25 protein-coding genes are annotated in these 24,638 nt (G+C 71.7%); 13 read left to right on the forward strand and 12 right to left on the reverse strand.

The window, feature by feature from the left end:
* Window positions 1–238 precede the first annotated feature (238 nt).
* Entirely contained in the window at window positions 239–1,480 is a 1,242-nt protein-coding gene (locus ABH940_RS15375) for an acyl-CoA dehydrogenase family protein (RefSeq protein ID WP_370068193.1), read from the reverse strand.
* A gap of 105 nt (window positions 1,481–1,585) precedes the next feature.
* Between ABH940_RS15375 and ABH940_RS15380 the strand changes: the two genes are divergently transcribed.
* Complete coding sequence (locus tag ABH940_RS15380; RefSeq protein WP_370068195.1) at window positions 1,586–2,209, forward strand: TetR family transcriptional regulator; 624 nt, start codon at window positions 1,586–1,588, stop codon at window positions 2,207–2,209.
* 82 nt (window positions 2,210–2,291) lie between these two features.
* Here ABH940_RS15380 and ABH940_RS15385 read toward each other — a convergent pair whose 3' ends face one another.
* Entirely contained in the window at window positions 2,292–3,212 is a 921-nt protein-coding gene (locus ABH940_RS15385) for a GNAT family N-acetyltransferase (RefSeq protein ID WP_370105471.1), read from the reverse strand.
* Window positions 3,213–3,301: 89 nt separating this feature from the next.
* Window positions 3,302–3,853, reverse strand: coding sequence for a peptide deformylase (gene def, locus ABH940_RS15390; protein WP_370068197.1), 552 nt, complete (start codon window positions 3,851–3,853; stop codon window positions 3,302–3,304).
* A gap of 182 nt (window positions 3,854–4,035) precedes the next feature.
* Between def and ABH940_RS15395 the strand changes: the two genes are divergently transcribed.
* The 5 genes from ABH940_RS15395 (at window position 4,036) to ABH940_RS15415 (ending at window position 9,410) form a co-directional block, all read left to right on the forward strand.
* A complete protein-coding gene (locus ABH940_RS15395; protein ID WP_370068199.1) occupies window positions 4,036–5,292 on the forward strand; it encodes a MurT ligase domain-containing protein in 1,257 nt (418 codons plus the stop codon).
* A gap of 34 nt (window positions 5,293–5,326) precedes the next feature.
* Complete coding sequence (locus ABH940_RS15400; protein ID WP_370068201.1) at window positions 5,327–6,058, forward strand: type 1 glutamine amidotransferase; 732 nt, start codon at window positions 5,327–5,329, stop codon at window positions 6,056–6,058.
* A gap of 184 nt (window positions 6,059–6,242) precedes the next feature.
* Window positions 6,243–7,268 (forward strand): 6-phosphofructokinase, encoded by a 1,026-nt coding sequence (locus ABH940_RS15405; RefSeq protein ID WP_370068203.1) that lies wholly within the window; start codon window positions 6,243–6,245, stop codon window positions 7,266–7,268.
* 94 nt (window positions 7,269–7,362) lie between these two features.
* Entirely contained in the window at window positions 7,363–8,361 is a 999-nt protein-coding gene (locus tag ABH940_RS15410) for a 2-hydroxyacid dehydrogenase (protein ID WP_370105472.1), read from the forward strand.
* A gap of 83 nt (window positions 8,362–8,444) precedes the next feature.
* Window positions 8,445–9,410 carry a cytochrome c oxidase assembly protein gene (locus ABH940_RS15415; protein WP_370068207.1) on the forward strand — a complete coding sequence of 322 codons (966 nt, stop codon included), beginning with the start codon at window positions 8,445–8,447 and terminating at the stop codon, window positions 9,408–9,410.
* Between the two features lie 29 nt (window positions 9,411–9,439).
* On the opposite strand, the gene ABH940_RS15420 is transcribed toward ABH940_RS15415, so the two are convergent.
* The 5 genes from ABH940_RS15420 to ABH940_RS15440 form a co-directional block, all read right to left on the reverse strand.
* A complete protein-coding gene (locus ABH940_RS15420; protein ID WP_370068209.1) occupies window positions 9,440–9,667 on the reverse strand; it encodes a hypothetical protein in 228 nt (75 codons plus the stop codon).
* Window positions 9,668–9,732: 65 nt separating this feature from the next.
* On the reverse strand, window positions 9,733–10,359 hold the full coding sequence (locus ABH940_RS15425; protein WP_370068211.1) for a DUF1707 domain-containing protein: 627 nt from the start codon (window positions 10,357–10,359) through the stop codon (window positions 9,733–9,735).
* A 182-nt stretch (window positions 10,360–10,541) separates the two neighbouring features.
* Complete coding sequence (locus ABH940_RS15430; protein WP_370105473.1) at window positions 10,542–10,697, reverse strand: hypothetical protein; 156 nt, start codon at window positions 10,695–10,697, stop codon at window positions 10,542–10,544.
* On the reverse strand, window positions 10,697–12,040 hold the full coding sequence (locus ABH940_RS15435) for an SAM-dependent methyltransferase (RefSeq protein WP_370105474.1): 1,344 nt from the start codon (window positions 12,038–12,040) through the stop codon (window positions 10,697–10,699). The genes ABH940_RS15430 and ABH940_RS15435 overlap by 1 nt, the downstream gene beginning before the upstream one ends.
* A gap of 9 nt (window positions 12,041–12,049) precedes the next feature.
* Window positions 12,050–12,367, reverse strand: coding sequence for a type II toxin-antitoxin system Phd/YefM family antitoxin (locus ABH940_RS15440; RefSeq protein ID WP_370105475.1), 318 nt, complete (start codon window positions 12,365–12,367; stop codon window positions 12,050–12,052).
* Window positions 12,368–12,462: 95 nt separating this feature from the next.
* On the opposite strand from ABH940_RS15440, the gene ABH940_RS15445 reads away from it, so the two are divergent.
* Both ABH940_RS15445 and ABH940_RS15450 read left to right on the forward strand, forming a co-directional pair.
* A complete protein-coding gene (locus ABH940_RS15445; protein ID WP_370105476.1) occupies window positions 12,463–13,038 on the forward strand; it encodes an ATP-dependent Clp protease proteolytic subunit in 576 nt (191 codons plus the stop codon).
* A 425-nt stretch (window positions 13,039–13,463) separates the two neighbouring features.
* Window positions 13,464–13,946, forward strand: coding sequence for a C40 family peptidase (locus ABH940_RS15450; RefSeq protein WP_370105477.1), 483 nt, complete (start codon window positions 13,464–13,466; stop codon window positions 13,944–13,946).
* Window positions 13,947–13,958: 12 nt separating this feature from the next.
* Here the strand turns inward: ABH940_RS15450 and ABH940_RS15455 are convergent, their stop codons facing one another.
* The 3 genes from ABH940_RS15455 to ABH940_RS15465 form a co-directional block, all read right to left on the reverse strand.
* Window positions 13,959–14,987 (reverse strand): Gfo/Idh/MocA family protein, encoded by a 1,029-nt coding sequence (locus ABH940_RS15455; RefSeq protein ID WP_370105478.1) that lies wholly within the window; start codon window positions 14,985–14,987, stop codon window positions 13,959–13,961.
* Between the two features lie 43 nt (window positions 14,988–15,030).
* Entirely contained in the window at window positions 15,031–16,200 is a 1,170-nt protein-coding gene (locus ABH940_RS15460; RefSeq protein WP_370068225.1) for an 8-amino-7-oxononanoate synthase, read from the reverse strand.
* A gap of 123 nt (window positions 16,201–16,323) precedes the next feature.
* On the reverse strand, window positions 16,324–17,124 hold the full coding sequence (locus ABH940_RS15465) for a hypothetical protein (protein ID WP_370068227.1): 801 nt from the start codon (window positions 17,122–17,124) through the stop codon (window positions 16,324–16,326).
* A gap of 252 nt (window positions 17,125–17,376) precedes the next feature.
* On the opposite strand from ABH940_RS15465, the gene bioB reads away from it, so the two are divergent.
* The 5 genes from bioB (at window position 17,377) to ABH940_RS15490 (ending at window position 24,230) form a co-directional block, all read left to right on the forward strand.
* Window positions 17,377–18,441 carry a biotin synthase BioB gene (bioB, locus tag ABH940_RS15470; RefSeq protein WP_370068229.1) on the forward strand — a complete coding sequence of 355 codons (1,065 nt, stop codon included), beginning with the start codon at window positions 17,377–17,379 and terminating at the stop codon, window positions 18,439–18,441.
* Window positions 18,441–19,772: an adenosylmethionine--8-amino-7-oxononanoate transaminase gene (locus tag ABH940_RS15475; protein WP_370068231.1), complete on the forward strand. Its 1,332-nt coding sequence runs from the start codon at window positions 18,441–18,443 to the stop codon at window positions 19,770–19,772. Before bioB ends, ABH940_RS15475 begins: the two co-directional genes overlap by 1 nt.
* 194 nt (window positions 19,773–19,966) lie before the next feature.
* A complete protein-coding gene (bioD, locus tag ABH940_RS15480) occupies window positions 19,967–20,686 on the forward strand; it encodes a dethiobiotin synthase (protein ID WP_370068233.1) in 720 nt (239 codons plus the stop codon).
* Between the two features lie 159 nt (window positions 20,687–20,845).
* Window positions 20,846–21,643, forward strand: coding sequence for an ABC transporter ATP-binding protein (locus tag ABH940_RS15485; RefSeq protein ID WP_370068235.1), 798 nt, complete (start codon window positions 20,846–20,848; stop codon window positions 21,641–21,643).
* A 16-nt stretch (window positions 21,644–21,659) separates the two neighbouring features.
* Window positions 21,660–24,230 (forward strand): ABC transporter permease, encoded by a 2,571-nt coding sequence (locus ABH940_RS15490; RefSeq protein WP_370068237.1) that lies wholly within the window; start codon window positions 21,660–21,662, stop codon window positions 24,228–24,230.
* 8 nt (window positions 24,231–24,238) lie between these two features.
* On the opposite strand, the gene ABH940_RS15495 is transcribed toward ABH940_RS15490, so the two are convergent.
* On the reverse strand, window positions 24,239–24,604 hold the full coding sequence (locus ABH940_RS15495; protein WP_370068239.1) for a hypothetical protein: 366 nt from the start codon (window positions 24,602–24,604) through the stop codon (window positions 24,239–24,241).
* Window positions 24,605–24,638 lie beyond the last annotated feature (34 nt).

Here is a 24,638-nt window from a genome sequence, read left to right on the forward strand (position 1 = left end):
TTGGTCGAGCAGAGCCCCGCGCCCCTCGAAGACCTGCACCTTCTCCCAGGCCCTGTCGTCAAACTCCCGCCGGGCCCGGCTTGCCTGGTACGGCCTCCCCCTGCCTTCGGCTAGGGGGTGCCCCCACGCTGCGTTGTCGCATCGCCCAAGTACGGCCCAGTACGAGGGCGATCCTCCGCCTTGCAACTGTCCGCACCAGACAACCCGGGCTGATCCGACGCGAGTTTGACGACAGGGCCTAGCGAATCGGGAGACCCGAGAGCGTGCGCGCAATAACCAGCCGCTGGATCTCGCTGGTCCCCTCGAAGATGGTGTAGATCGCCGCGTCGCGGTGCATCCGCTCCACCGGGTACTCACGGGTGAAGCCGTTGCCGCCGAAGATCTGGATCGCCTGGGCCGTCACCCACTTGGCCGTCTCACCCGCGTACAGCTTGGACATCGAGCCCTCGGCCGCCGTGAACGGCTGGGCCGTCGCCGCCATCCAGGAGGCGCGCCAGACCAGCATGCGCGCGGCGTCGATGCGGGTGCGCATGTCGGCGATGGTGAAGGCGATGCCCTGGTTGTCGATGATCGGCCGGCCGAACTGCTCTCGGGTCTTCGCGTACTCCAGGGACTCCTCGTACGCCGCGCGGGCCAGGCCGACCGCCTGGGCGCCGACGGCCGGGCGGGAGGCCTCGAACGTGGCCATCGCCGCGTTCTTGACCTGCTCGACCTTCTCGCCGCGGGCGACCGCAGCCGCGCGCTCCCGGGCGCGGGCCATGCGCTCGTCCAGCTTCTCCTTGCCGCCGAGCAGGCAGTCGCCGGGGACGCGGACGTTGTCGAGGACGACCTCGGCGGTGTGCGAGGCGCGGATGCCGTGCTTCTTGAACTTCTGACCCTGGCTCAGACCCTTGGTGCCCGGCGGGATGATGAAGGACGCCTGGCCGCGCGCGCCGAGCTCCGGGTCGACGACGGCGACGACGACGTGGACGTGGGCGATGCCGCCATTGGTCGCCCAGGTCTTGGTGCCGTTGATGATCCACTCGTCGGTGGCCTCGTCGTAGACGGCGCGGGTGCGCATCGCGGCGACGTCGGAGCCGGCGTCGGGCTCGGAGGAGCAGAACGCGGCCAGCTTGGGCTCGTCCGGGGTGCCGAACATCTCCGGCGCCCAGACGCCGACCTGCTCGGGCGTACCGTTGGTGACGACGCCCGCTGCGGCCAGCGCGCTGCCGCAGATGGCGAGGCCGATGCCCGCGTCGCCCCAGAACAGCTCCTCCATGGCGATCGGGATGCCCAGACCGGTCGGGTCGAACTGCTGCTGGGCGAAGAAGTCCAGCGAGTAGATGCCGACCTTGGCCGCCTCCTGGATGATCGGCCAGGGAGTCTCCTCCCGCTCGTCCCACTCGGCCGCGGCGGGGCGGATGACGTCCCGGGCGAAGCCGTGCAGCCAGTCGCGGACGGCGATCTGGTCGTCGTTGAGTGCGAGGTTGAAGGCCGTCATCTGTTGTCTCCCGGGCGCGTTGCGCGTACTGGATTTTCCATCGCCAGGTGTTACCGTCGGTAACACACGCAAAGTTTGTTACTACCTAGTAAGGAATGTCAAGGCATGCGGATCGAGGCCGACACCCGCGACGAGAGGCGCACGGCGCTCCTCGACGCGGCCGACCGGGTGGTGCGCCGCGAGGGGCCGCGCGCGAGCATGAACGCGATCGCGGCCGAGGCAGGGATCACCAAGCCGATCCTGTACCGGCACTTCGGCGACAAGAACGGTCTCTACCGCGCCCTGGCCGACCGGCACTCGGCCGCGCTCCTCGCGCAGATCAGGGACGCGCTGGCCGCGCCGCTGGAGCGGCGGGAGCGGGTGGAGAACGTCCTCGACACCTACCTCGCCGCGATCGAGTCCGCACCGCAGGTCTACCGGTTCCTCGCCCACCCCGACCCGGCCTCGGACGGACTCTCCCCAGCCGGGCCGCTGGCGCCCACGCTGCGGGCGATCGCGGCCGAGCTGAGCCATGCCATCGCGATGCAGGTGGACCTCGGGCCGGAGAGCAACGTCATGGCGGAGGCCTGGGGGCAGGCGATCACGGGCATGGTGCTGGCCGGCGGCGACTGGTGGCTGGAGCACCGGCCGTTTCCCCGGCAGCGGATGGTGCAGACCCTGGCCGACCTGCTCTGGGGCCGCCTCGCCGCAGCCGGTGACAACCCGGGCGCGACCAAGATCTCGGACTGAACACATCTGTCCGCTCCGCCCGCTCCGTCCGCCCGCTCCGTCCGCCCCACCCGCCCTGTCCGCGAGCGCGACTGACCCCCCGTCAGCGGACGGGCTGCGGGACGCTCCCCCTGACCTGCGGCCGGGAGGTGCCCCCCGGCAGACGCAACCGCCGCGAACTGCCGCTGTACGCGAAGCCGGTCCGCTCGTAGACCCGTCGGGCCGGGTTCCCCTCGGTCACCTCCAGCCGCAGCGTGGGCAGGCCCGCCTGCGCGGTGCGCGCGAGGGCGCGCCGGAGCAGTGCGGCGCCCAGGCCCTGGGGCGCGTGCGCGGGGTCGCGGAAGATGTCCACCACGCCGGGCCCGTCGCCCGCGAGACAGCTGCTGCGCTGCGCCACCAGTACCGCGGCCACCGGCCGTCCGCCCGGCGCCAGCGCGACCGCGCTGCCGTCGAGCAGCTCGCCGAAGAGCCGACCCTGGACCATCGACGCGAACCAGTCCGGGTCACCGGCCGGATGGTCCGGATGGCCCGGCGGGTAGGCGCGTTGGTGCAGCCGGAAGAGTCGGCGGCCACCCACCTCGCCGGGCGCGGCCAGCGTCAGGCCGTGCGGGAGCTCCGGTTCGTGCCAGCGCGGATCCGGGCGCATCAGCGCGAAGTCCCAGAGGTAGTGGTGGGCGTGGCGCCCGAACGCCTCGGCGGAGCGGTGCAGCAACTCGGCGAAGTCGGTCTCGGCCGAGGCCACCCGGACGTCGAGCGTCCAGCCGGCCAGCACCTCGCCGACCACGCGCGCCGCATGCGCGAGGTCGGGACAGCGCGGACGCAGGTCGTCCGCCCACCAGAAGCCGACCCCGTCGCCGGTCCGGTCACCGGTCCCGGCATCGGTTCCGTCACCGGTCCCGGCATCGGTCCGGCCGCTGGTCACGGCGACCCGGACGAAGTCGGCCACCACCCGGCCCCACTCGTCCTGGACGGCCGTCCGCCCTGGTTCCGCCTGCCACCGGGTCAGTTGGGTCCGTTCCGGCACGACCGCGCCCGCCTCCGTCCCGTCCCGCCCATCCCTGCTCCGCAGCCCCTGCTCTGCCACCGCACTCCCGACGCACTCCCGGGCGGCGCTCAGCCGCCGTCGGCAGGCAGGTACCAGGGCGCTCGCCGGATCGCGCGGTGTGCGCGGAAGGCGCGCAGTCCCGTCAGCTCCTGGACGAACACGCCGCCGTCCAGATGCGCCGACTCGTGCTGGAGGCAGCGGGCGAAGAAGCCGGTGCCCTCGATCTCGACGGGCGCGCCCGTCACGTCCTGACCGCGGACCACCGCGCGGTCGTAACGCGGGGTCTGCGCCCGCAGGCCTGGCAGCGAGAGGCAGCCCTCCTCTCCGGCCACCACGACGCCGTCCGCCTCCACCAGCACCGGGTTGACGACGTGTCCCACATGGCGGACGTCCTCGTCGTCAGGGCAGTCGTAGACGAAGACCCGCTTCCCGACCCCGACCTGATTGGCCGCCAGCCCCACGCCGTCCGCCGCGTACATGGTCGCGAACATGTCCTCGACTAGGCGCTCCAGCTCCTGGTCGAAGACCTCCACGGTCGCGCACGGCTCGCGGAGCACCGCCGAGGCCCACGGGGTGACGGGATGCACGGTGCCGGCGCTGCCGGGGATGCGGGAGAGCATGGGACGACTCTATGCGGAGCCACAACCGCTCCTGTTCACGGGCCCGTCCGGCTGGTTCGCGGGCGGATCAGATGACGGGCAACCGAACGGAGATGGACGGTGCCCGCAGCGGAAGGGATCGGCCCGGTAGGCTACGGACAGCCTCGCCGTCCCGCAGGCAGACCGCAGGAGGAAGCACACCGATGTCCGCGCAACCCGATTCGGCCGTGCCGTCGGCCTCGCTGAACGCTCGCGCCAAGCTCGCCGTCACCGCCGGAAAGGCCGCGGCCGCTGTGTCGCGCGCCGCGGGACGCGGAAGCGGCTCGGTGATCGGCGGCAAGGTCGCGCTCCGGGTGGACCCGGATCTGCTGAGTCGCCTTTCCGAGAACCTCGACGTGGTCCTGGTCTCCGCGACCAACGGCAAGACCACCACCACCCGTCTGATCGCCGAGGCACTGCGCGCGGCCGGACCGGTCGTCTCCAACGCGCTCGGCGCCAACATGCCGGCGGGCATCACCTCCGCCCTGGCGGAGGGCGAACAGGCGCGGTTCGGCGTCATCGAGGTGGACGAGAAGTACCTGGCCATGGTCGCCCGGGACACCCACCCGAAGGCCATCGCCCTGCTCAACCTCTCCCGCGACCAGCTCGACCGGTCCTCCGAGACGCGCATGCTGGCCGAGAAGTGGCGCGAGGGCCTGGCCGGGTCCGAGGCCGTGATCATCGCCAACGCCGACGACCCGCTGGTCACCTGGGCCGCGTCGTCCTGCCGCCGGGTGATCTGGGTGGCGGCGGGCCAGGCCTACCGCGAGGACGCCTGGTCCTGCCCGAGCTGCGGCGGCGTCATGCAGCGCCCGGACGAGGAGTGGTTCTGCCCGTCCTGCGGTTTCCGCCGACCGCAGCCGCACTGGGCGCTCCAGGGCGAGTTCGTGGTCGACCCGCAGGGGTCGCCGTGGCCGATCCGGCTCCAGCTGCCCGGCCGCGCCAACCTGTCGAACGCCGCCTCCACCGCGGCGGTCGCCTCGGTCTTCGGCGTGCACCCGCAGGTCGCGCTGCAGCGGATGGAGTCGGTGACGGCCGTCGCGGGCCGCTACGAGTCGGTCATGGTGGCGGGGCGCGAGGTGCGCCTGCTGCTCGCCAAGAACCCGGCGGGCTGGCTGGAGACCTTCTCCCTGATCGACCCGGCGCCCGCGCCGGTGGTGCTCTCCGTCAACGCGCTCTCGGCGGACGGCACCGACACTTCCTGGCTGTGGGACGTCGACTACGAGCGGCTGGTCGGCCACCCGGTCTTCGTGATGGGCCAGCGCAAGCTGGACCTCGCGGTGCGGCTCGAGGTCGCCGGTGTGCAGTTCCAGGTGGTCGACTCGATCCAGCAGGCCGTGGCGATGGCGCCGGCCGGTCGGGTCGAGGCGATCGCCAACTACACCGCGTTCCAGCAGCTCCGCCGCGACGTGCAGAACTGACCGCCGGCACCGAGACGACAAGGACCTTCCCGCCATGAGTGAAAGCGCCCTTCGGCTGGTCTGGATCTACCCCGACCTGCTCTCCACCTACGGCGACCGCGGCAACGTGCTCGTCGTCGAGCGCCGGGCCCGGCAGCGCGGCCTGCAGGTGGAGCGGATCGACGTCCGCTCCGACCAGCAGGTGCCGACCAGCGGCGACATCTACCTGATCGGCGGCGGCGAGGACCGCCCGCAGCGGCTCGCCGGTGAGCGGCTGCGGGTGGACCCGGGCCTGCACCGCGCGGTCGAGAACGGCGCCATCGTCTTCGGTGTCTGCGCCGGGTTCCAGATCCTGGGCCACGAGTTCGTGGACGACCGCGGCGAGCGGACGTCGGGCCTGGGTCTGCTGGACGTGTGGAGCACCCGTGGCGAGAGCCACCGCAACGTCGGCGACATCCTCGCCGAGCCCGACCCGCGTCTCGGCCTGCCGACGATGACAGGCTTCGAGAACCACCAGGGCATCACCCACCTGGGCCAGGGCGTCTCCCCGCTGGCCCGGGTCACCGTCGGCGGCGGCAACGGGACCGGCGACGGCACCGAGGGCGCCTGGCGGGACACCGTCTTCGGCACCTACCTGCACGGACCGGTCATGGCCCGCAACCCCGCCGTGGCGGACCTGCTGATCAAGCTGGCCCTGGACGTGAGCGCCCTGCCGCCGGCCGACAACACGTGGTACGACGCGCTGCGGTCCGAGCGCATCTCCGCCGCCCAGCAGCAGACGGCCTGATCCGGGCCGCCTGCTCGATCCCTCCGAGTTCACACCTGTTCCACTCCGCTCCCCCACGCAGGGCGCCGACGGCGCCGCCCTGGCGACCGAGCCGGCCTGACCGGGAGTCGCTGCTCGGTATCATCGCGATAGGGTTGTTTTGTCCGATTCCGGTCGCCGCGCTCTGCTCGGGAGTAGCTGAACAATGCGTATTGGTGTGCTGACCAGTGGCGGGGACTGCCCCGGTCTGAACGCCGTGATCCGGTCGGTGGTCCACCGCGGAGTGGTGGACCACGGGGACGAGATCATCGGCTTTGTCGACGGCTGGCGGGGCCTCCTCGAGGAGGACTACCGGGAGCTGACGCTGGAGTCCGTCTCCGGCATCCTGGCCCAGGGCGGGACGATCCTGGGCTCGACCCGCGTCCAGCCGTCCAAGCTCCGGGGCGGCGTCGACGCCGCCCTGGAGATGTGCGAGCGGCTCGGCCTCGACGGCATCATCCCGATCGGCGGTGAGGGCACGCTGAAGGCGGCGCGCCTGCTCTCCGACGCGGGCCTGCCGATCGTGGGCGTGCCGAAGACCATCGACAACGACATCGCCTGCACCGACGTCACCTTCGGCTTCGACACCGCCGTCTCGGTGGCCACCGAGGCGCTGGACCGCCTCAAGACCACGGCCGAGTCGCACCAGCGGGTCATGGTCGTGGAGTTGATGGGGCGTCACACCGGCTGGATCGCCCTCAACGCCGGCATGGCGGCCGGCGCCCACGCCATCGTGGTGCCCGAGCGGCCCTTCGACATCGGCAAGCTGACCGAGGTCGTCCGCGAACGCTTCGAGCGCGGCAAGAAGTTCGCGATCGTGGTGGTCGCGGAGGGCGCCAAGCCCGAGCCCGGCACCATGCCGTGGCAGGAGGGCACCATCGACATCTACGGGCACGAGCGCTTCACGGGGGTCGCCACCCAGCTCTCCGGCGAGCTGGAGCACCGGCTGGGCAAGGAGGCCCGCCCGGTCATCCTCGGCCACATCCAGCGCGGCGGTACGCCGACCGCCTACGACCGGATCCTCGCCACCCGCTTCGGCTGGCACGCCGTCGAGGCCGTGCACAAGGGCGCGTTCGGTCACCTGACCGCCCTGCAGGGGACCAACATCAACCTGGTCCCGCTCGCCGAGGCGGTCGCGGACCTGAAGACCGTCCCGGCCGAGCGCTACGCCGAGGCCGAGACCGTCATCTGACGCACCGCCTGTTCCGCCGCCAGGTCCGCCGCCGGGTCAGCCCCGGCGGCGGACCGTCGGGCAATGCCGGTTATGTCCGATTAGCGTGTATCGTATGGAGATCCTTGCCTACGGCGTGCAGGCCGACGAGAAGCCCCTGCTGGAAGCCGCGTTCACCGGTCGGTACGACGTCCGCTGCCTGGAGGTCTTCCTCAACACGGACACCGCGCCGCTGGCGGCCGAGCACGAGATCATCAGCACCAGCGTCAACGCCCGGCTCGACGCCACCACCTTGCGGATCCTCGCCAAGGGCGGGACGAGGATGATCGCCCAGCGGTCGACCGGCTTCAACAACATCGATCTGGACGTCGCCGCCGAACTCGGCTTCACCATCAGCCGCGTCTCCTTCTACTCCCCCTATGCCGTCGCCGAGTTCGCCTGGACGCTCGCCCTGGCCGTCAACCGGAGGATCGTCCGGGCGGCCGGGCGGACCCGCGAGTTCGACTTCCGGCTGGACGGTCTGATGGGCCTGGACGTCCACGACATGACCGTCGGCGTGATCGGCACCGGCAAGATCGGCGAGTGCTTCTCCCGGATCGCCCACGGCTTCGGCACCAGGCTGCTCGGCTGGGACATCGCGGAGAACCCCGTCTGCCGCGACCGGCTCGGCATGGAGTACTCCTCGCTGGAGCTGCTGCTTGCCGAGTCGGACATCGTCTCGCTGCACGTCCCGCTGCTGCCGGACACCCACCACCTGATCGACGAGACCGCGCTCGGCCGGATGAAGCCGTCCGCGATCCTGATCAACAGCAGCCGCGGCGGACTGGTCGACTCGCGCGCCCTGGTCGAGGCGCTCCGCGCCGGGCGGCTGCGCGGCGTCGGGCTGGACGTCTACGAGGAGGAGACCGGCCTCTCCTTCTTCGACAAGTCGCTGGAGGGCGTGACCGACGACACCCTCGCCCGGCTGATGACCTTCCCCCAGGTGCTGGTGACGTCCCACCAGGCCTACTTCACCTCGACGGCAGTCGGCCAGATCATCGCGACCACCGTCGCGAACGTCGACGACTACCTGACCGGACGATGTTCGGAGAACACGCTGGTACCCAAAGCATGACCCGGGTGCCGAAGGACAAAACGGTCGGTTCTACTCTGGTGCGGTAACTGTGCGCACCAGGACGAGGGAAGCAGGAACCGCCGATGGGCAGCATGCCGGGCATGCCGGGGATGGGCCAGGACCTTCTCCCCTTCACCTTCGGCCGGGCGCTCGCCTTCCACCCCTCCGCCGACTGGTACTTCCTGGTAGCCGCCCTGTTGATGGCGGGCCTCTACCTCTTCGGCGCCGTCCGGCTCTGGCGGCGCGGTGACAAGTGGCCCGTCAGTCGCGTCGTCGCGTGGATGCTCGGGGTCGTCACCATGGTGATGGTCACCTGCACCGGACTGGCCCAGTACGGGATGGTGCTGCTCAGCGCGCACATGATGCAGCACATGGTGCTGTCGATGCTGACGCCGATCCTGCTGCTGCTCGGCGGCCCGATCACGCTGACCCTGCGCGCACTCCGTCCGGCCCCCAAGGGCAAGCGCGGCCCGCGCGAGCTGCTGGTCGCCCTGCTGCACTCCCGCTACCTGAAGGTGGTCTCCCACCCCGCGTTCACCATTCCGCTCTTCATCGCCAGCCTCTACGGGCTGTACTTCACGCCGATCTTCGACTTCCTGATGAAGACCACCTGGGGCCACCAGCTGATGATGGTCCACTTCCTCGCGGTCGGCCTGGTCTTCTTCTGGCCGATCATGGGCGTGGACCCGGGACCGCACCGCCCCGGCTACGTGATGCGGATCCTGGAGCTGTTCATGGGCATGCCGTTCCACGCCTTCTTCGGCGTGGCGGTGATGATGGCGTCCGGCCTGATGGTGAACACCTTCGCGCACCCGCCGGCGTCGCTGGGCATCAACCCACTCAGCGACCAGCACCTGGCGGGCGGCCTGGCCTGGGCGTTCAGCGAGATCCCCTCAACGGTGGTGCTGATCGCGCTGACCTTCCAGTGGGCCAAATCCGAGGAGCGCCAGTCGCGCCGCAAGGACCGGGCCGCCGACCGCAACGGCGACCAGGAGCTGGAGGCGTACAACGCGTACCTGGCCCGCCTGGGCCAGCGCCCGGCGGGCTGAGCCGCCCAGAGAGCCTGGGGGCTGTCGGGTCAGGTGCCGGACATCATGCTGTCGTAGGGGACCTGGCGCAGGTAGAGCGCGCCGCAGGTGTGGCAGATCGGTTCCCTGGTGTGCGCCCAGCCCGCGTCGGTCATGGTCGCCGCGTCCTCGCCCAGCTCACGACCGCAGAGGGCAGTCAGCGCGCCGTCCTTCATCATGTGCCAGGCCTTGATCGTGCCCCCGCCCGCGTACTCCGCCCGCATTCCGTAGACGTTCATGGCCGAACCTCCTGGTGCTCCTGGTGACGTCGGCCCATCAGGTCAAGGATGCTGCGGCGTTGCGCTCAGCGCCACTCCCGCCACGGGTGCGCACCGGCCCCGAGCGTGGCCCCGGGGCGACGCACCCGGACCTGGCCGAGGAAGGCCCGGCCGGTGATCCGTATCGTCGGACCGTCCGTCGGCGTCTCGTCCACCGCACCCAGCGGCAGCACCCGCTTGGCGAAGAACGCGCCGCCCTCGTCGTAGACGCGGACGTGCGGAGGCAGGACGATCTCGATCAGTCCGCAGAGGGCGTCGGCCTCGATCACCACCTCGCGCCGGGTGAAGACCGCCTGGCGCAGATCGATCACCAGCTTGCCCCAGCGGGCACGGGCCACGCTGGTGGGCGGCACCGGCCACTGGCCGCCACGGCGGACCTTGCTGAACAGCGCGGTCACCGGGCGGACGCTCGGCGGCTCGACCGGCTGCAGCTCGGAGGCGGAGACGGGCAGGTCGAGGGTGAGCGGATGCAGCTCGGCCAGTGTCCGTGCCGCGTAGGCGGTCTCCAGTCGCGATGCGTGCTCGTCCGGATCGAGGTGACCGGTGGCCAAAGCATCGGCGAGCACGGCGGCGACCCGGTCCCGGTCGACGTCCCCGGCGCGCAGGGCGGGGCCCTCGCCGGCGGGGGCAGGGAGCAGCACAGGCTCGTTCATGGCGGACACACTCCAGCTTCGGCCGGCAGGGAACGGCGGATCGACCGCGCGGGATCGACGGCGACAGAAACACGATATGTCGCGACTGTGACGCGGTCAACGCGATTACTCGAACGAGGGAAGAGGGCTCCGCTTCTCCTGCCGGCTTCTCGCGTCTCCCGTCTCTCGTCCTACCTGTCGTCCTACCTCTCGGAAAAGCGGTCAGCCTGGGCGAGGAGCCCGTCGAGCAGGACGTCGAGGCCGAAGTCGAACCGCTCGTCCCCGGCGTCGCGGGTGAGCGGGTCGACCATGGAGCTGAGCCAGCTGATCCCGTTGAGCCCGTTGAGCGGACGCGGCATCACCCTCGGTCCAGCTCCTGATGGTTGGGCACGTAGGCGAGGTCGATCGGCTGCGCGGGCGGGCCGTCGCGGCGCAGCGCCTCCAGCAGGGCGACCAGTTGCGGCGGCCACAGCACCTCGCCCACCTCGGCGAGTTCGGCCGGGCTGAACCAGCGGCAGCGGAGGATGCCGTCGGCGGCGAACGAGTCGGTCAGGTCGCCGACCGGGTCCCGGCGCGGGGCCCGGGCCAGGAAGATCACCTCGTGCTGACGGACCAGCCCCTCCCCGCTGCGGTGGTAGTCGTGCTCCCAGGTCCACAGCGCCGGACCGGTGGTCACGTCGGTCCAGCCGGTCTCCTCGGTCGTCTCGCGCAGGGCTCCGGCGAGCGGCTCCTCCCCCGGCTCCAGGCCGCCGCCGGGCAGCACCCAGTGCGGGCCGACCTCGGCGTCGTGGTGCAGTTGCAGGAAGACGTGATCGTCCGGATCCAGGACGAGCAGGCGAGCGGCGGCGCGGCGTGGACGCTCGCCGGTCCCGGGCCGCTCGGCGACGAGGAAGCCGCCACCGTGGGTCAGGCGATCCGCGCCGTAGCGGTCGGCGAGGTCGTCCTTGTCGATCTCGTGGACCAGCCAGCCGTCGCGGCGCAGCCACTGGGCGGCGTCCTGGCCGAGGCCGCCGCGCCAGAGCGAGATCGCCGCGGACATCGAGGGCTCGCTGGCCGAGAGCTCCAGGGTCCGCCGCAGCTCACGGCCGTGGACCAGGGACAGACGACTGCCGGGCGCGGAGAGTGCGCCGACCTGTTCCAGCAGCGCGGCGGCGTCGGCGGGCTCCAGATAGATCAGCAGACCCTCGACCAGCCAGGCCGTGCGCGCCTCCGGGTCGAACCCGGCGCCGGTCAGCGCGGCGGCCCAGTCCTCGCGCAGGTCGACGGCGAGGATGGTGCGCGGCACCCGGGGCTCGGCGTGTTCGGCGGCGAGCACCCGCTCCTTGAAGGCCAGGGTGTCGGGCAGGTCGAGCTCGAAGAGCCGGACGCCGTCGGGCCAGTCCAGCCGGAAGGCGCGTGCGTCCAGCCCGGCCGCGAGCAGCACCACCTGGGTGCAGCCGCCCGTGCGGGCCGCGCCCTGGAGGCAGTCGTCGAAGAACGCGGTGCGCAGCACAAGGTGCGCGGACATCACCCGCCAGGCCTCGCTCGACCTACCGCGCGGCACCTGCGCGGGCGCGGCGGCAACCGCCGCGCGGACGAAGGCGGCGGCGTAGGGATCGTCGAAGAGCCGGTCGCTCGCGGGACGGGCGCTCTCGACGGCCCGCACCATGGCCACGCCGAGCGCGGTCCGGCCGACGCCCTGGGGCAGCTGATCCTCGGTCACCCGTTCAATCTAGCGACGGCCACCGTCAGCCCGACCCGGGTTTTCCCGGGCGGTGATGCCGAAGCGACTGCGCGGGCGTTCGCTCTCCGCGAGCGGGCCGACCGCGTGGATCTCGCTGACGGCGCCCGACCACTCCGGCTCCTCGGCGGGGCGCGGGGCGTCCTGGGCGTCGAGCTCCTCCAGTCGCCGCAGGTCGGCGGCGGAGACCAGGGCGACCAGGGGTTTGCCGTGGCGGGTCATGACCACCCGCTCGCTGCCGTAGCCGACGCGGTTGACCAGCTCCGCAAAGGCGGCCCTGGCTTGTGTGACGGGAATCTCAGCAGGCATGCTCGAAGTCTAGCGTTCTGTACAGAACGTACGTTCTTGGCGAGTACGTTCGCAGCAGAACGCGCGGACCGACTCAGGACGAGCAGGAGGACGGAATGCCGACCGAACGACTCCGCGACCCCTTCCGCGAGCAGCTGCTGGAACAGCGGGTGGTCACCCTTACCGGGCCGCTCGACGACACCGCGTGCGCGGAGGCCGCCGCCGAACTGCTCCACCTCGACCGCGCCGACCCGGGCCGTGAGCTGAGCCTCTACCTGAATTCCTCCGGTGGCGCGCTCACCCCGCTGCTCGGGCTGGTCGACGTGGTCCGCTCGCTCGCCTGCCCGGTGCAGACCGTCTGCCTGGGGCGCGCCGAGCGGACCGCGGCCGTGCTGCTGGCCGTCGGCACGCCCGGCCGACGGGTCGTCATGCCGCAGGCGCGACTCCTGCTCGCCCACCCGGACCCCGGGACCGAACCGGACGGCCACCCGCTCGCGGCAGAGGAACTGATGCACCATGCGGACTCCTGGGAGCGTCGGCTCCGCGCCGTCGAGGCGCTGCTCGCCGAGGCGACCGGCACGAGTCGCGAGCGGGTGCGACACGACCTGGAACACGGCCTGGCGATGGGCGCGGAAGGGGCCGTCGGATACGGCCTGGCCGACACGATCGGCCGACGCCCGCCGAATGGATGAACCATTCCCACAGCGCCCCGAATAAGCCCAGTTCATACCCGGTTCGAACGCGTCTGTAATCGTTTTCGAGGCCCGGCATACGAATACCTCTGAAGGCTCAAGAATTGCGCAGCAAACCCGATGTGGTAAGAATCACAAACGCACGGCGGAACGTGAAGATCCCATAAAAACGTGCCAATACTGTCCGCCGAACGAACAAGTCCTCGCCACCGTGGCGGGGCGGTCCTGCCGGACGCCTAGTCTCGCCACCGGCCGGACGCCAGGTGCTCACACACACCTGACAGGCGAGAACGGGAGACCCAGGCAGTACGGGGTGGCGCAGGCAACGCCGCCCCTCGGGGTGAAGCCGGACGACGGCCGGGCAGCTTCTGGAGCCCGAACCCGACAGGGACGACTTTCGTAGGCGGTTCCGGAAGGGCTTTAGCATGTCTGCGTCCTCTGGTTCTGCGCGCAACCATGCCAACCGGCTGAAGGCCGGAATCACCACGCTCGCCGCCACGGGAGCACTTCTCGGCGGGACCGCAGTGGTCGCGCCGACGGCCAGCGCGGCCAATCTCACCATCGGCCTGCGGGCCTTGCACGTCGCCGAATCCAAGCACGGCGACCCCTATCACTGGGGAGCCACCGGGCCGAACTCTTTCGATTGCTCAGGGCTGACGTACTACGCGTTCAAACATGTCGGAAGAAAACTCCCCCGCACGGCGGAACAGCAGTACAACCACGTGCACCACATCTCGTTCCGCCAGCTGCGACCTGGCGACCTGGTCTTCTTCCATGACGGCGACTACGTGTACCACGTGGGCATCTACGCCGGGCACTGGAAGATCTGGCACTCCCCGCACCCCGGCACCTACGTGAAGCTGGAGCACATCTGGACGCACTCCGTCTGGTTCGGCCGGGTGAACTGACCACGCGTCCGGTCAGAGAGCCGCCTGACGGCGGGCCTCGTCGAGTAGCTCCATCACCTCGATCGAGGCCTGCCAGGGCATCAGCGGGCTCTCCAGCAGACCGGCGCGCAGGCAGCGCATCACCTCCTCGGCCTCGTGGGTGAACCCGAGGCCGTGGAACGGCACGTCGATGCGCTCGGCCGGCTTCTGCTCGTCCTTGCCGCGACGCAGCAGCAGGTGGTCCGGGCGGAAGAAGTCCTGGGGCAGCTCGATCCGGCCCTCGGTGCCGGCCACCGTGGCCCGGCGCGGCGTCGGCGCGACGATGCCGCAGGTGAGAGCGGCCATCGCGCCGCTGTCGTAGCCGAGCAGCACACCGGTGTTGGCGTCGACGCCCTCGGGCGTCGGACTGGACCAGGCGCGCACCCGGTCGGGCCTGCCCAGCAACAGGTGCGCCAGGCTGACCGGATAGACGCCGAGGTCCAGCAACGCGCCGCCGCCCAGCGCCGGGTTCCGTAGCCGGTGGCTCGGCTCGAACGGTCCGGCGATGCCGAAGTCGGCGTGAACGGTGCGGACGTCGCCGATCACCCCGTCACGGACCAGCTCGACGGCGCGCCGGATCGCCGGGTTGAACCGCATCCACATGGCCTCCATCAGGAAGACCCCGCGGCTGCGGGCCAGTTCGACCAGGGAGCGGGCCTGCGCCGCGTCCAGCGTGAGCGGCTTCTCGCAGAGGACCGCGCGGCCCGCGTCGAGGCAGAGCGCGGCGGCGTCGTGGTGGGCGCTGTGCGGGGTGGCCACGTAGACCACGTCGACGCGATCGTCGGCGGCCAACTCCGCCCAACTGCCGTACGCGTGGGGGATCCCGTGGCGCGCGGCGAAGGCCCGGGCAGCCCCCTCCGTGCGCGAGGCGACGGCGAACACCTCGGCGTCCGGGAGGAGTTGGAGGTCCTCGGTGAAGTCGCGGGCGATGTTGCCGGTGGCCAGGATGCCCCAGCGGATCTTCCCCTGGATCTTGCCCTGGCTCTTCCCCCGGCGGTTCGCGCTCCCATTGGTCCCAGTCATGGGGTCATCCCATCACGACCGGAGCCCATGGCGGCAGGGTCCGTCACCGGTCCCGGCGGGCGCCGTCCGGGGCGGTGCCGGCCAGAAGCGAGACAGCCCAGGTGATTTGATCATCCGTCAGATCCGCGCGGGCCGTCAGCCGCAGCCGCGAGAAGCGGTCGGGCACGGACGGCGGGCGGAAGCAGCCGACGCCGAGGCCGAGTGCGCGCACCTCGGCGGCCCAGGCCACAGCCGCCTCCGGGGAGGGGGCGCGGACCGAGACCACGGCCGCGTCCGGCTCGCTGGACTCGAATCCCTCGGCGCGCAGGGCGTCGGCCAGCAGGTGTGCCACCTGCCGGGCCCGGTCGGCGCGTTCGGGCTCGGAGCGGAGCACGCGCAGCGCGCCGAGCGCGGCACCGGCGGCGGCCGGGGCGAGACCGGTGTCGAAGATGAAGGTCCGCGCGGCCTGGACCAGGTGCTCGATCACCCGGCGCGGACCGAGCACCGCGCCGCCCTGCGAGGCCAGCGACTTGGAAAGGGTCACCGTGGTCACCACGTCCGGCGCGCCCGCCAGACCCGCGGCCGCGGTGGCCCCGGAGCCGCCCGGGCCGAGGACGCCCAGGCCGTGCGCGTCGTCGATCACCAGTGCCGCGCCGTGGTCGCGGCAGGCGGCGGCCAGCTCGGCCAGCGGCGCGGCGTCGCCGTCGACGGAGAAGACGGAGTCGCTGACCGCGATCGCCCGGGCCTCGCTCCGGGCGGCCAGCTCGGCGCGGAACGCACCCGGGTCCTTGTGCGCGGCACGGGCGATCCGGGCGCGGGAGAGGCGGCAACCGTCGATCAGCGACGCGTGGTTGAGCGCATCGGAGACGATCAGCGCCTCCGGGCCGGTCAGCGCGGTGAGCGCGGCCAGGTTGGCGGTGTAGCCGGAGGAGAAGACGAGCGCCGCCTCCGCGCCGCAGAACTCGGCGAGTTCGCGCTCCAGCTCGGCGTGCAGCTCGGTCGTCCCGGTCACCAGCCGGGAACCGGTCGCGCCGCCACCCCAGCGCCGGGCTGCCTCGGCCGCGGCGTCGGTGACCCGGGGGTCGAGGGTGAGGCCCAGATAGTCGTTGCTCGCCAGGTCGAGCAGGCCGCTGTCCGCGGGGCGCGGTCGCAGCGTGCGCACCAGACCGGCCCGCTGCCGGGTCGCGGCGGCGGCGTCGATCCACGCGAAGGGGTCAGCGGTGGCGAGGGTCATGGGGCGACCCTGTCAGGAGCGCGCCGCACGGGACAACTCGAAGCCGTTGCGACATTGCTCACCACAGCCGCGACCACCACACCCGCGCGTAACCGGGGTGCATAAGAGAGGTGCCGAGACCGCTCAGTCGTCCCACATGACCGCGTCGCCGGTCTGCGCGGTCAGGTACCAGGTCGGGGTGACCAGATCGGCGGTGGCGCCGGTCGTCTGCGCCGCGTAGGCGGAGTGGACAACCGTGACAAAACGCCCGACCTGGGCGACCTTCCACTGCGCTGCGGTCGTCGGCGCCGTCACCCCCGGAACGGCGTTGCCGGGTTGACGCATCGACACCGACGACGCGCTGTCGAGCGCGGACTCCGCCTGGCGCGCCGTCTCCGCGTCCGCGAAGGTGAAGAGGGTGACCTGCGACAACACCGAGTGGTCCGCGCTCAGGTAGTCCGCTGTGAGATAGCCCTCACACGAGGTGACGACGGCGTTCGGCACGGTGGGAGCCATGACGCCCAGGCAGGACGCCGCGCTGTCCAGCGCGTAGCGGGTCTCCTGGTAGGCGTTGACGTTGGTGGCGCTCTCGGGCACGTTCACCGTGGCCGGGGCGATGGTCGAGGCGTCCGGCAGGTCGCCCTGCGCAGCGGCTGCGCCGCTGGTGTCACCCGGCACGGCGACGCCGCCGACGCTGTCCTGGGAGATCTCGGTGGACCCGGTCCCCGCGGCGGCCGAGGAGGCGCCCGTGTAGTGGACCTCCGCCCAGGTCGCTATGCCCGCCGACACGACCAGCAGCCCGATCAGCGCCGCCCTGCGCGAGCCGCGGCGCGGCCGGTGCCCGGCGGCATGCGCTGGGGCATGCGCAGGGGCGTGCACGGGGGCGTCCGCGGGCTGCGGTTCCGGTTCCCGAGGGTCGGCGGTCGACTCTCCCCTGGTCGTCATGCGAGAGAGTGTAGGGGGTCACACTCCCGTGCGAACCAGCCGGGTGATCAGCAGAGACACCGAATTCACAGGCCACGGACAGGCTTTCGCGTCGCGCTCACTCATCGAACCGAATCCCTTCACATCGTGCCGAGAATCGGACGAGTCGGGTCCGAGTTGGTTGATCTGTGACAACACGGCCAGCGTTGTGTGAGATGTTCTATCCGGTTCCGTACTGGCGGCAGCAGATCACCGCAGGGCAGGATCACCTTCATGGATCTGCTCGACTCTCTTGTCACCAAGGCGCTCAGCCGCGAACTGCCCACTCGCGAGGAGGCCCTGGCCGTGCTCGCCACCACCGACGACGAACTGCTCGACGTCGTCGCCGCGGCCGGTCGCGTCCGCCGGGCCTTCTTCGGCCGCCGGGTGAAGCTCAACTACCTGGTGAACCTCAAGAGCGGACTCTGCCCCGAGGACTGCTCCTACTGCTCCCAGCGGCTGGGCTCGAAGGCCGAGATCCTCAAGTACACCTGGCTCAAGCCGGGTGACGCCGCCGCCGCGGCCAAGGCCGGTGTGGCGGGCGGCGCCAAGCGCGTCTGCCTGGTGGCCAGCGGTCGCGGCCCGACGGACAAGGACGTGGACCGGGTCGCCGACACCATCGCGGCGATCAAGGAGGAGAACGAGCAGGTCGAGATCTGCGCCTGCCTCGGCCTCCTCTCCGACGGCCAGGCCGAGCGGCTGCGCGACGCCGGTGTCCACGCGTACAACCACAACCTGAACACGTCCGAGGGCACCTACGAGGACATCTGCTCCACCCACGACTTCTCCGACCGGGTCGACACCGTGCAGAAGGCGCAGGCCGCCGGTCTGTCCGCCTGCTCGGGCCTGATCGCGGGCATGGGCGAGAGCGACGCGGACCTGGTCGACGTCGTCTACGCGCTGCGCGACCTGGACTCGGACTCGGTTCCGGTGAACTTCCTGATCCCGTTCGAGGGCACGCCGCTGGCCAAGGAGTGGAACCTCACGCCGCAGCGCTGCCTGCGCATCCTGGCGATGGTCCGGTTCGTCTTCCCGGACAAGGAGGTCCGCATCGCGGGCGGCCGTGAGGTGCACCTGCGCTCGCTGCAGCCGCTGGCCCTGAACCTGGCCAACTCGATCTTCCTGGGCGACTACCTGACCAGCGAGGGCCAGGCCGGCCAAGCCGACCTCGAGATGCTCTCCGACGGCGGCTGGGTCGTCGAGGGCCAGGACGAGGCGACGCTGCCGCGCGACCGCGAGCACGCCGACGTGGCCGTCCGCCGTCGCGGCGCCGGCACGGACCTGCCGCCCAACGCCTGATGAGCACGTCCGAACCTGGCGCCGGCACGCGCGTCCCGCTGGACGTCGACCGGCTGCTCGAGCTCGACCGCGCCCATGTCTGGCACCCCTACGGGGCCATGCCGGGCGCGGCCGAGCCCTACCCGGTCGCGTCCGCGAGCGGCGTGCGGCTGCGGATGGCCCGGCCGGTCGAGGGCCATGACGAGCTGATCGACGGCATGTCGTCGTGGTGGTCGGCGATCCACGGCTACGGCCACCCGGTGCTGGACGCGGCCGTCCGCGACCAGCTCGGCCGGATGAGCCACGTGATGTTCGGCGGGCTCACCCACGAGCCCGCCGTCCGGCTGGCGACCACGCTGGTCGAGCTGACGCCCGAGCCGCTGCAGCACGTGTTCCTGGCGGACTCGGGCTCGGTCTCGGTCGAGGTCGCAGCCAAGATGTGCCTGCAGTACTGGCGTTCGCAGGGCCGCCCGGAGAAGCACCGGCTGCTGACCTGGCGCGGCGGCTACCACGGCGACACCTTCCACCCGATGTCGGTCTGCGACCCCGAGGGCGGCATGCACGAGCTCTGGACCGGCGTCCTGCCGCGCCAGATCTTCGCCGAGGCCCCGCCGTCCGGGTTCGACGCCCCCGTCGACCCGGCGTACGTGGCCCATCTGGACGAGCTGATGGCCCGTCATGCGGCGGAGGCCGCAGCCGTGATCGTCGAACCCGTGGTCCAGGGTGCGGGCGGCATGCGGTTCCACTCCCCCGCGTACCTGCGGGTGCTGCGGGAGCTGTGCGACGCGCACGACGTCCTGCTCGTCTTCGACGAGATCGCCACGGGCTTCGGCCGCACCGGCGAACTCTTCGCGGCGGACCACGCGGGCGTCTCCCCCGACGTCATGTGCGTCGGCAAGGCGCTGACCGGCGGATACCTGACGCTGGCCGCGTCGCTGTGCACGACGCGGGTGGCGGAGGGGATCAGCCGGGGTGACGTGCCTGTGCTGGCGCACGGCCCGACGTTCATGGGCAATCCGCTGGCGACGGCGGTGGCCAACGCGTCGATCGAACTGCTGCTCTCGCAGGACTGGCGGCAGGAGGTCAAGCGGATCGAGTCCGGCCTGCGGGAGGGACTGGCGCCTGCGGCCGCGCTTCCCGGCGTCCGGGACGTGCGGGTGCTGGGCGCGATCGGCGTGGTGCAGCTCGACCACGAGGTCGATGTCGCGGCGGCGACGCGGGCCGCTGCGGCGGAGGGGGTGTGGCTTCGGCCGTTCCGGGACCTCGTCTACACGATGCCGCCGTATGTCTGCGGAGACGCCGACCTCGCCACCCTCTGCGCGGGCGTCCGCGCGGCGGCGGAAGCCGCATAAGCAGTGCAGGCGGGGAACTGCGCTACAAGCCACCCACGCAGGTGGAGCACCGAACGCGCAGGGCCGTCCGTACACACGTGGTTCTCGCGACAACGCGCTTCTCGCGCAGTTCGTCGCGCCCCTGAGGAAGCTGCAACTCCGCCTTCGCGTCGATCCAACCGACCGACCCTCTGACCGAAAGCAACTCACGCACCATGACCTGCCAGATCCTCCTCGTCACCGGCACCAACACCGAGATCGGAAAGACCGTCACCACCGCAGCGGTCGCGGCCCTCGCGCGTGACGCGTCGCGGCGCGTCGCGGTGGTGAAGCCCGCACAGACCGGCGTCGCGCCGGGCGAGCCGGGCGACGTGGACGAGGTGCTGCGGTTGGCCGGGCCGGTGACCGTGAGCGAGCTGGGTCGCTACCCCGAGCCGCTCGCGCCCGGGACCGCCGCCGCGCGCAGCGGCCTGCCGCCCGTGACGACGGAGCAGATCGCCAAGGAGGTGGCCCGGCTCGCCGAGACGCACGACCTGGTGCTGGTCGAGGGCGCGGGCGGCCTGCTGGTGCGGTTCGACGCGGAGGGTTCCTCGCTCGCGGACGTTCCCGCCGCGCTGACGGGCCTCGGCCTGCAGGCCGAGGTGCTGCTCGTGGTGACCGCCGGGCTCGGCACACTCAACCTCACCGAGCTGAGCGCCGAGGCGCTGCGCACCCGTTCGATCCCGCTGCACGGGCTCGTCATCGGCGGCTGGCCGGCCGAGCCGGACCTGGCGATGCGGTGCAACCTGGCCGACCTGCCGCTGGTCGCGGACGCCCCGCTGCTCGGCGCGCTGCCGGAGCGCTGCGCCGGGCCGGAGGTCGACCACGAGAGCTTCCTCGGGGTCGCGCGCGCCTCGCTCGCGCCGGTGCTCGGCGGGGCGTGGGAGCTCACCTAAGGGAGGGCTCCGGGGATCACTCGGGGGATCACTCAGGGTCCGGCTCAGTCCTGTGGCGGATGCCGTCCCGGAGTGTCGGTCATAGGCTCGTTCCGGACGCCGATCCATGCTGTTCAGCGAGTTCGGAGGGGTCGGCCGGGGGAGTCGGAGCACGGAGTCATGGCTGGCACGCCACAGAACGCGTCACAGCACGCGTCTCAGCACGCGTCCGGTCCCGCCGCCCGGGCGGTGGGGCTGAGCAAGGCCTACGGGAGCGGAGACACCACCGTTCTCGCGTTGGACGCCGTCGACGTCGCGATCGACGCCGGGCGGTTCACCGCGATCATGGGGCCGTCCGGCTCCGGCAAGTCGACGTTGATGCACTGCCTGGCCGGGCTGGACCAGGCGACCTCGGGCGAGGTCTGGATCGGTGACACCGAACTGACCCGGCTCGGGGACCGGCAGCTGACCCGGCTCCGGCGGGACCGGGTCGGCTTCGTCTTCCAGGCGTTCAACCTGCTGCCCACGCTCACCGCCGAGGAGAACATCACCCTGCCCGGCGACATCGCGGGCCGCAGGCCGGACGCCGCCTGGCTGGCCCAGGTGGTCGAGACCCTGGGGCTGGGCGACCGGCTGGGTCATCGGCCGCACGAGCTGTCCGGCGGGCAGCAGCAGCGCGTCGCGGTGGCGCGGGCGCTGGTCGGACGGCCCGCGCTGATCTTCGCGGACGAGCCCACCGGCAATCTGGACTCCCGCTCCGGCGCCGAGGTGCTCGGCTTCCTGCGGCGCAGCGTCGACGAGCTGCGGCAGACGGTCGTGATGGTCACCCACGACCCGAACGCCGCGTCCTACGCCGACCTGGTCCTCTTTCTGGCCGACGGCCGGATCGTCGACCGGCTGGAGCGTCCGACGGCCGACAGCGTGCTGGAGCGGATGCGTCGTCTCGATCCCCGGCCCGCGACCACGCGCGCCGAGTAGAGGAGCCCTGGGACCGATGCTCAAGGCGACGCTGCGCGGCTTTCTCGCCCACAAGGGTCGGCTGGCCCTGTCCCTGCTCGCGGTGGTGCTCTCGGTGGCCTTCGTCGCCGGGACGCTGATGTTCACCGACACCATCGGCAGTACCTTCGACCGGCTCTTCCGCAGCACCTCGGCGGACGTCTCGGTGACCGCGCACAACGACCTGGTGGGCCGCAACGACCAGAGCCTCTCCGGCACCGTGCCGACGGTCCCGGCGTCCCTCGTCGGCACGGTCGCGCACGTGCCCGGGGTGGCCTCCTCCTACGGGCGGGTGCAGCTCGCCGGGATCGTGCTCACGGACGCGCGGAACAAGAGCATCGGCGCGATCGGCGGCGCGCCGACCATCGGGATCAACTGGAGCCTGGAGCCCAACTCCCCCGTCGACCTGACCTCCGGCTCGCCGCCGGCGAACGGCACCCAGGTCGTGGTCGACTCCGACACCGTCGCCAAGCACCATCTGCTGCTGGGCGAGCGGCTCCACGTGATCTCCGCGACCGGCAGCTTCCCGGTCACGCTGACCGGGATCGCCACCTTCAACACCACCAACCCCGGTGCGACGCTGGTCTTCCTGGACACGGCCACCGCCCAGAGCCATCTGCTGGGCCAGACGGGCGTGTTCACCTCCGTGGACGCGGTCGCCGCCCAGGGCCTCACCCACCAGCAGCTGGCCGACCGGGTCGCGGCCGTGGTCGGCAAGGCCTACGACGTGAAGACGGCCGAGCAGAGCGCCAAGGACGCCGCGCAGACGCTCGGCACCTTCCTCTCGGTCATCAAGGACGCGCTGCTCGGCTTCGCCGGGATCGCCGTGCTGGTGGGCATCTCGCTGATCCTCAACACCTTCTCGATGCTGGTCGCGCAGCGCACCCGGGAGCTGGGGCTGATGCGCGCGCTGGGCGCGAGCCGGGAGCAGGTCAACCGGTCGGTCATGGTGGAGGCGGTGCTGCTCGGCGTGATCGGCTCCACGGTCGGGCTGGCTCTGGGCGTCGGGCTGGCGCTCGGGCTGATCAAGCTGGTGGCCACCGGCGGGCTGGTGCTCAAGGGCAGCGAGCTGGCGGTCCGTTGGCCGACCGTGGTCGCCGCGTACACGGTGGGAATCGTGGTGACCGCGGTCTCCGCCTACCTGCCGGCGCGGCGTGCGTCGAAGGTCTCGCCGATGGCCGCGCTGCGTGAGGCGGACACCCCCGGCCGTGGCGCGCCGCTGCGGATACGCGCGGCGGCGGGGCTGGTGGTGCTGGCGCTCTCGGCGGCGGCGCTGGGCGGCGCCGCCGTGACGCGGGACCTGGGGCGCGCCGGGCTGCTGCTCGGGGCCGGGGTGCTGCTCAGCCTGATCGGGCTGGTGGTGATCGGGCCGCTGCTGGCCCGGCCGGTGATCCGGCTGGTCGGCGGCTGGTTCCCGCGCGTCTTCGGTCCGGTGGGGACGCTGAGCCAGCGCAACGCGCTGCGCAATCCGCGGCGGACCAGCGCCACCGCCTCCGCGCTGATGATCGGGCTGGCGCTGGTCGCCTCGCTGTCGGTGGTCGGCTCGTCGATGGCGGCCTCGATCGACGCGCAGATCGACAAGACCATCGGCGCGGACCTGATCGTGCAGAACGCCAACGGGCTGCCGTTCCCCAACGAGGTCGGCGACACCGTCCAGGCCACGCACGGCGTGGGGTTGGTCGTGCGCGGCCAGGCGACGCGAGGCGCGCTGGTCGCGGCGAACGGTACGCAGAGCCGGACGCTGGTGGTCGGCACCACGCCCGGCCTGGACAAGGTGGTGCGCATCCAGATGCGCACCGGCACCATCGCCCGGGGCACCGAGCCCGGCCGGGTCATGGTGGGCTCCAACTACGCCGACGCGCACAGCCTGCACGTCGGCAGCCCGGTGACGATCCTGTTCCAGAGCGGACGGACCGGCACGCTGACGGTCGGCGCGATCGACGTCACCGACACCAACCCGGGCGGTCTGGGCGACGAACCGGTCGTCGCCACGCAGACGCTGCGCAGCTACGTGCCGGGCGCGCTGGACGACGTGGTCTTCGTCAACGTGGCTCCCGGGGCGAACAAGGAGCAGGTCAAGAGCGCTCTGACCACCGCGCTGGCCAAGGACCCGCAGGTGCAGGTGCGCGACCAGACCGACTACAAGAAGCTGATCCGGGGCCAGATCGACTTCCTGCTGCAGCTGATCTACGGCCTGCTGGCGCTGGCAATCATCATCGCCGTCCTGGGCGTGGTCAACACGCTGGCCCTGTCGGTGATCGAGCGCACCCGCGAGATCGGGCTGCTGCGCGCGATCGGGCTGGGCCGCCGCCAACTGCGGCGGATGGTACGGCTGGAGGCCGTCGTCATCGCGCTGTTCGGGGCCGTTCTCGGACTGGGCCTCGGGCTGGTCTGGGGGCTGACCGCGCAGCGGCTGCTGGCGGTGAAGGGGCTGCAGTCGCTGTCGATCCCGTGGTCCACCGTGATCGCCGTGGTGATCGGCGCCGCCGTGGTCGGCCTGCTGGCCGCCCTGGGCCCCGCGCTACGCGCCTCGCGGCTCAACGTCCTCGACGCCATCGCGCACGAGTAGATCTGGCGTCAGGCCCTGTCGCCGGACTTCCGCAGCAGCCCCGGCAGCGCCAGGGCCGACTCCCACAGCTCGTCGAGCTCGTCCTGGCCTGCCGGATCCACACCGTCGAGCAGGGGCTGGAACCGCTCGGCCGCGCGGAACAACGCCTCGGGCAGCGGCTGGTCGCGCTCGCGCAGGTCCATCATCCGGGCCAGCAGCGAGGCCGCGACCGCCCGCAACTCGGAGAGCCCAGCGGGCGCGGCGAGCTCGGGCGCGAGCTCGGCCTCGGGCTCCGAAGGCTCGAAGGTGTCGGCGGGCTCAAAGGTGTCGGCGGGAACGGCACGTTCGGGTGCTCTGTTCAGTTCTGGATGACCACGCGGCAGTTGAGCGACCATACGGCGACACTACGCCCGGCCTCTGACAATCGGG

The sequence above is a fragment of the Streptacidiphilus sp. BW17 genome (assembly GCF_041262485.1).
Taxonomy (GTDB): domain Bacteria; phylum Actinomycetota; class Actinomycetes; order Streptomycetales; family Streptomycetaceae; genus Streptacidiphilus.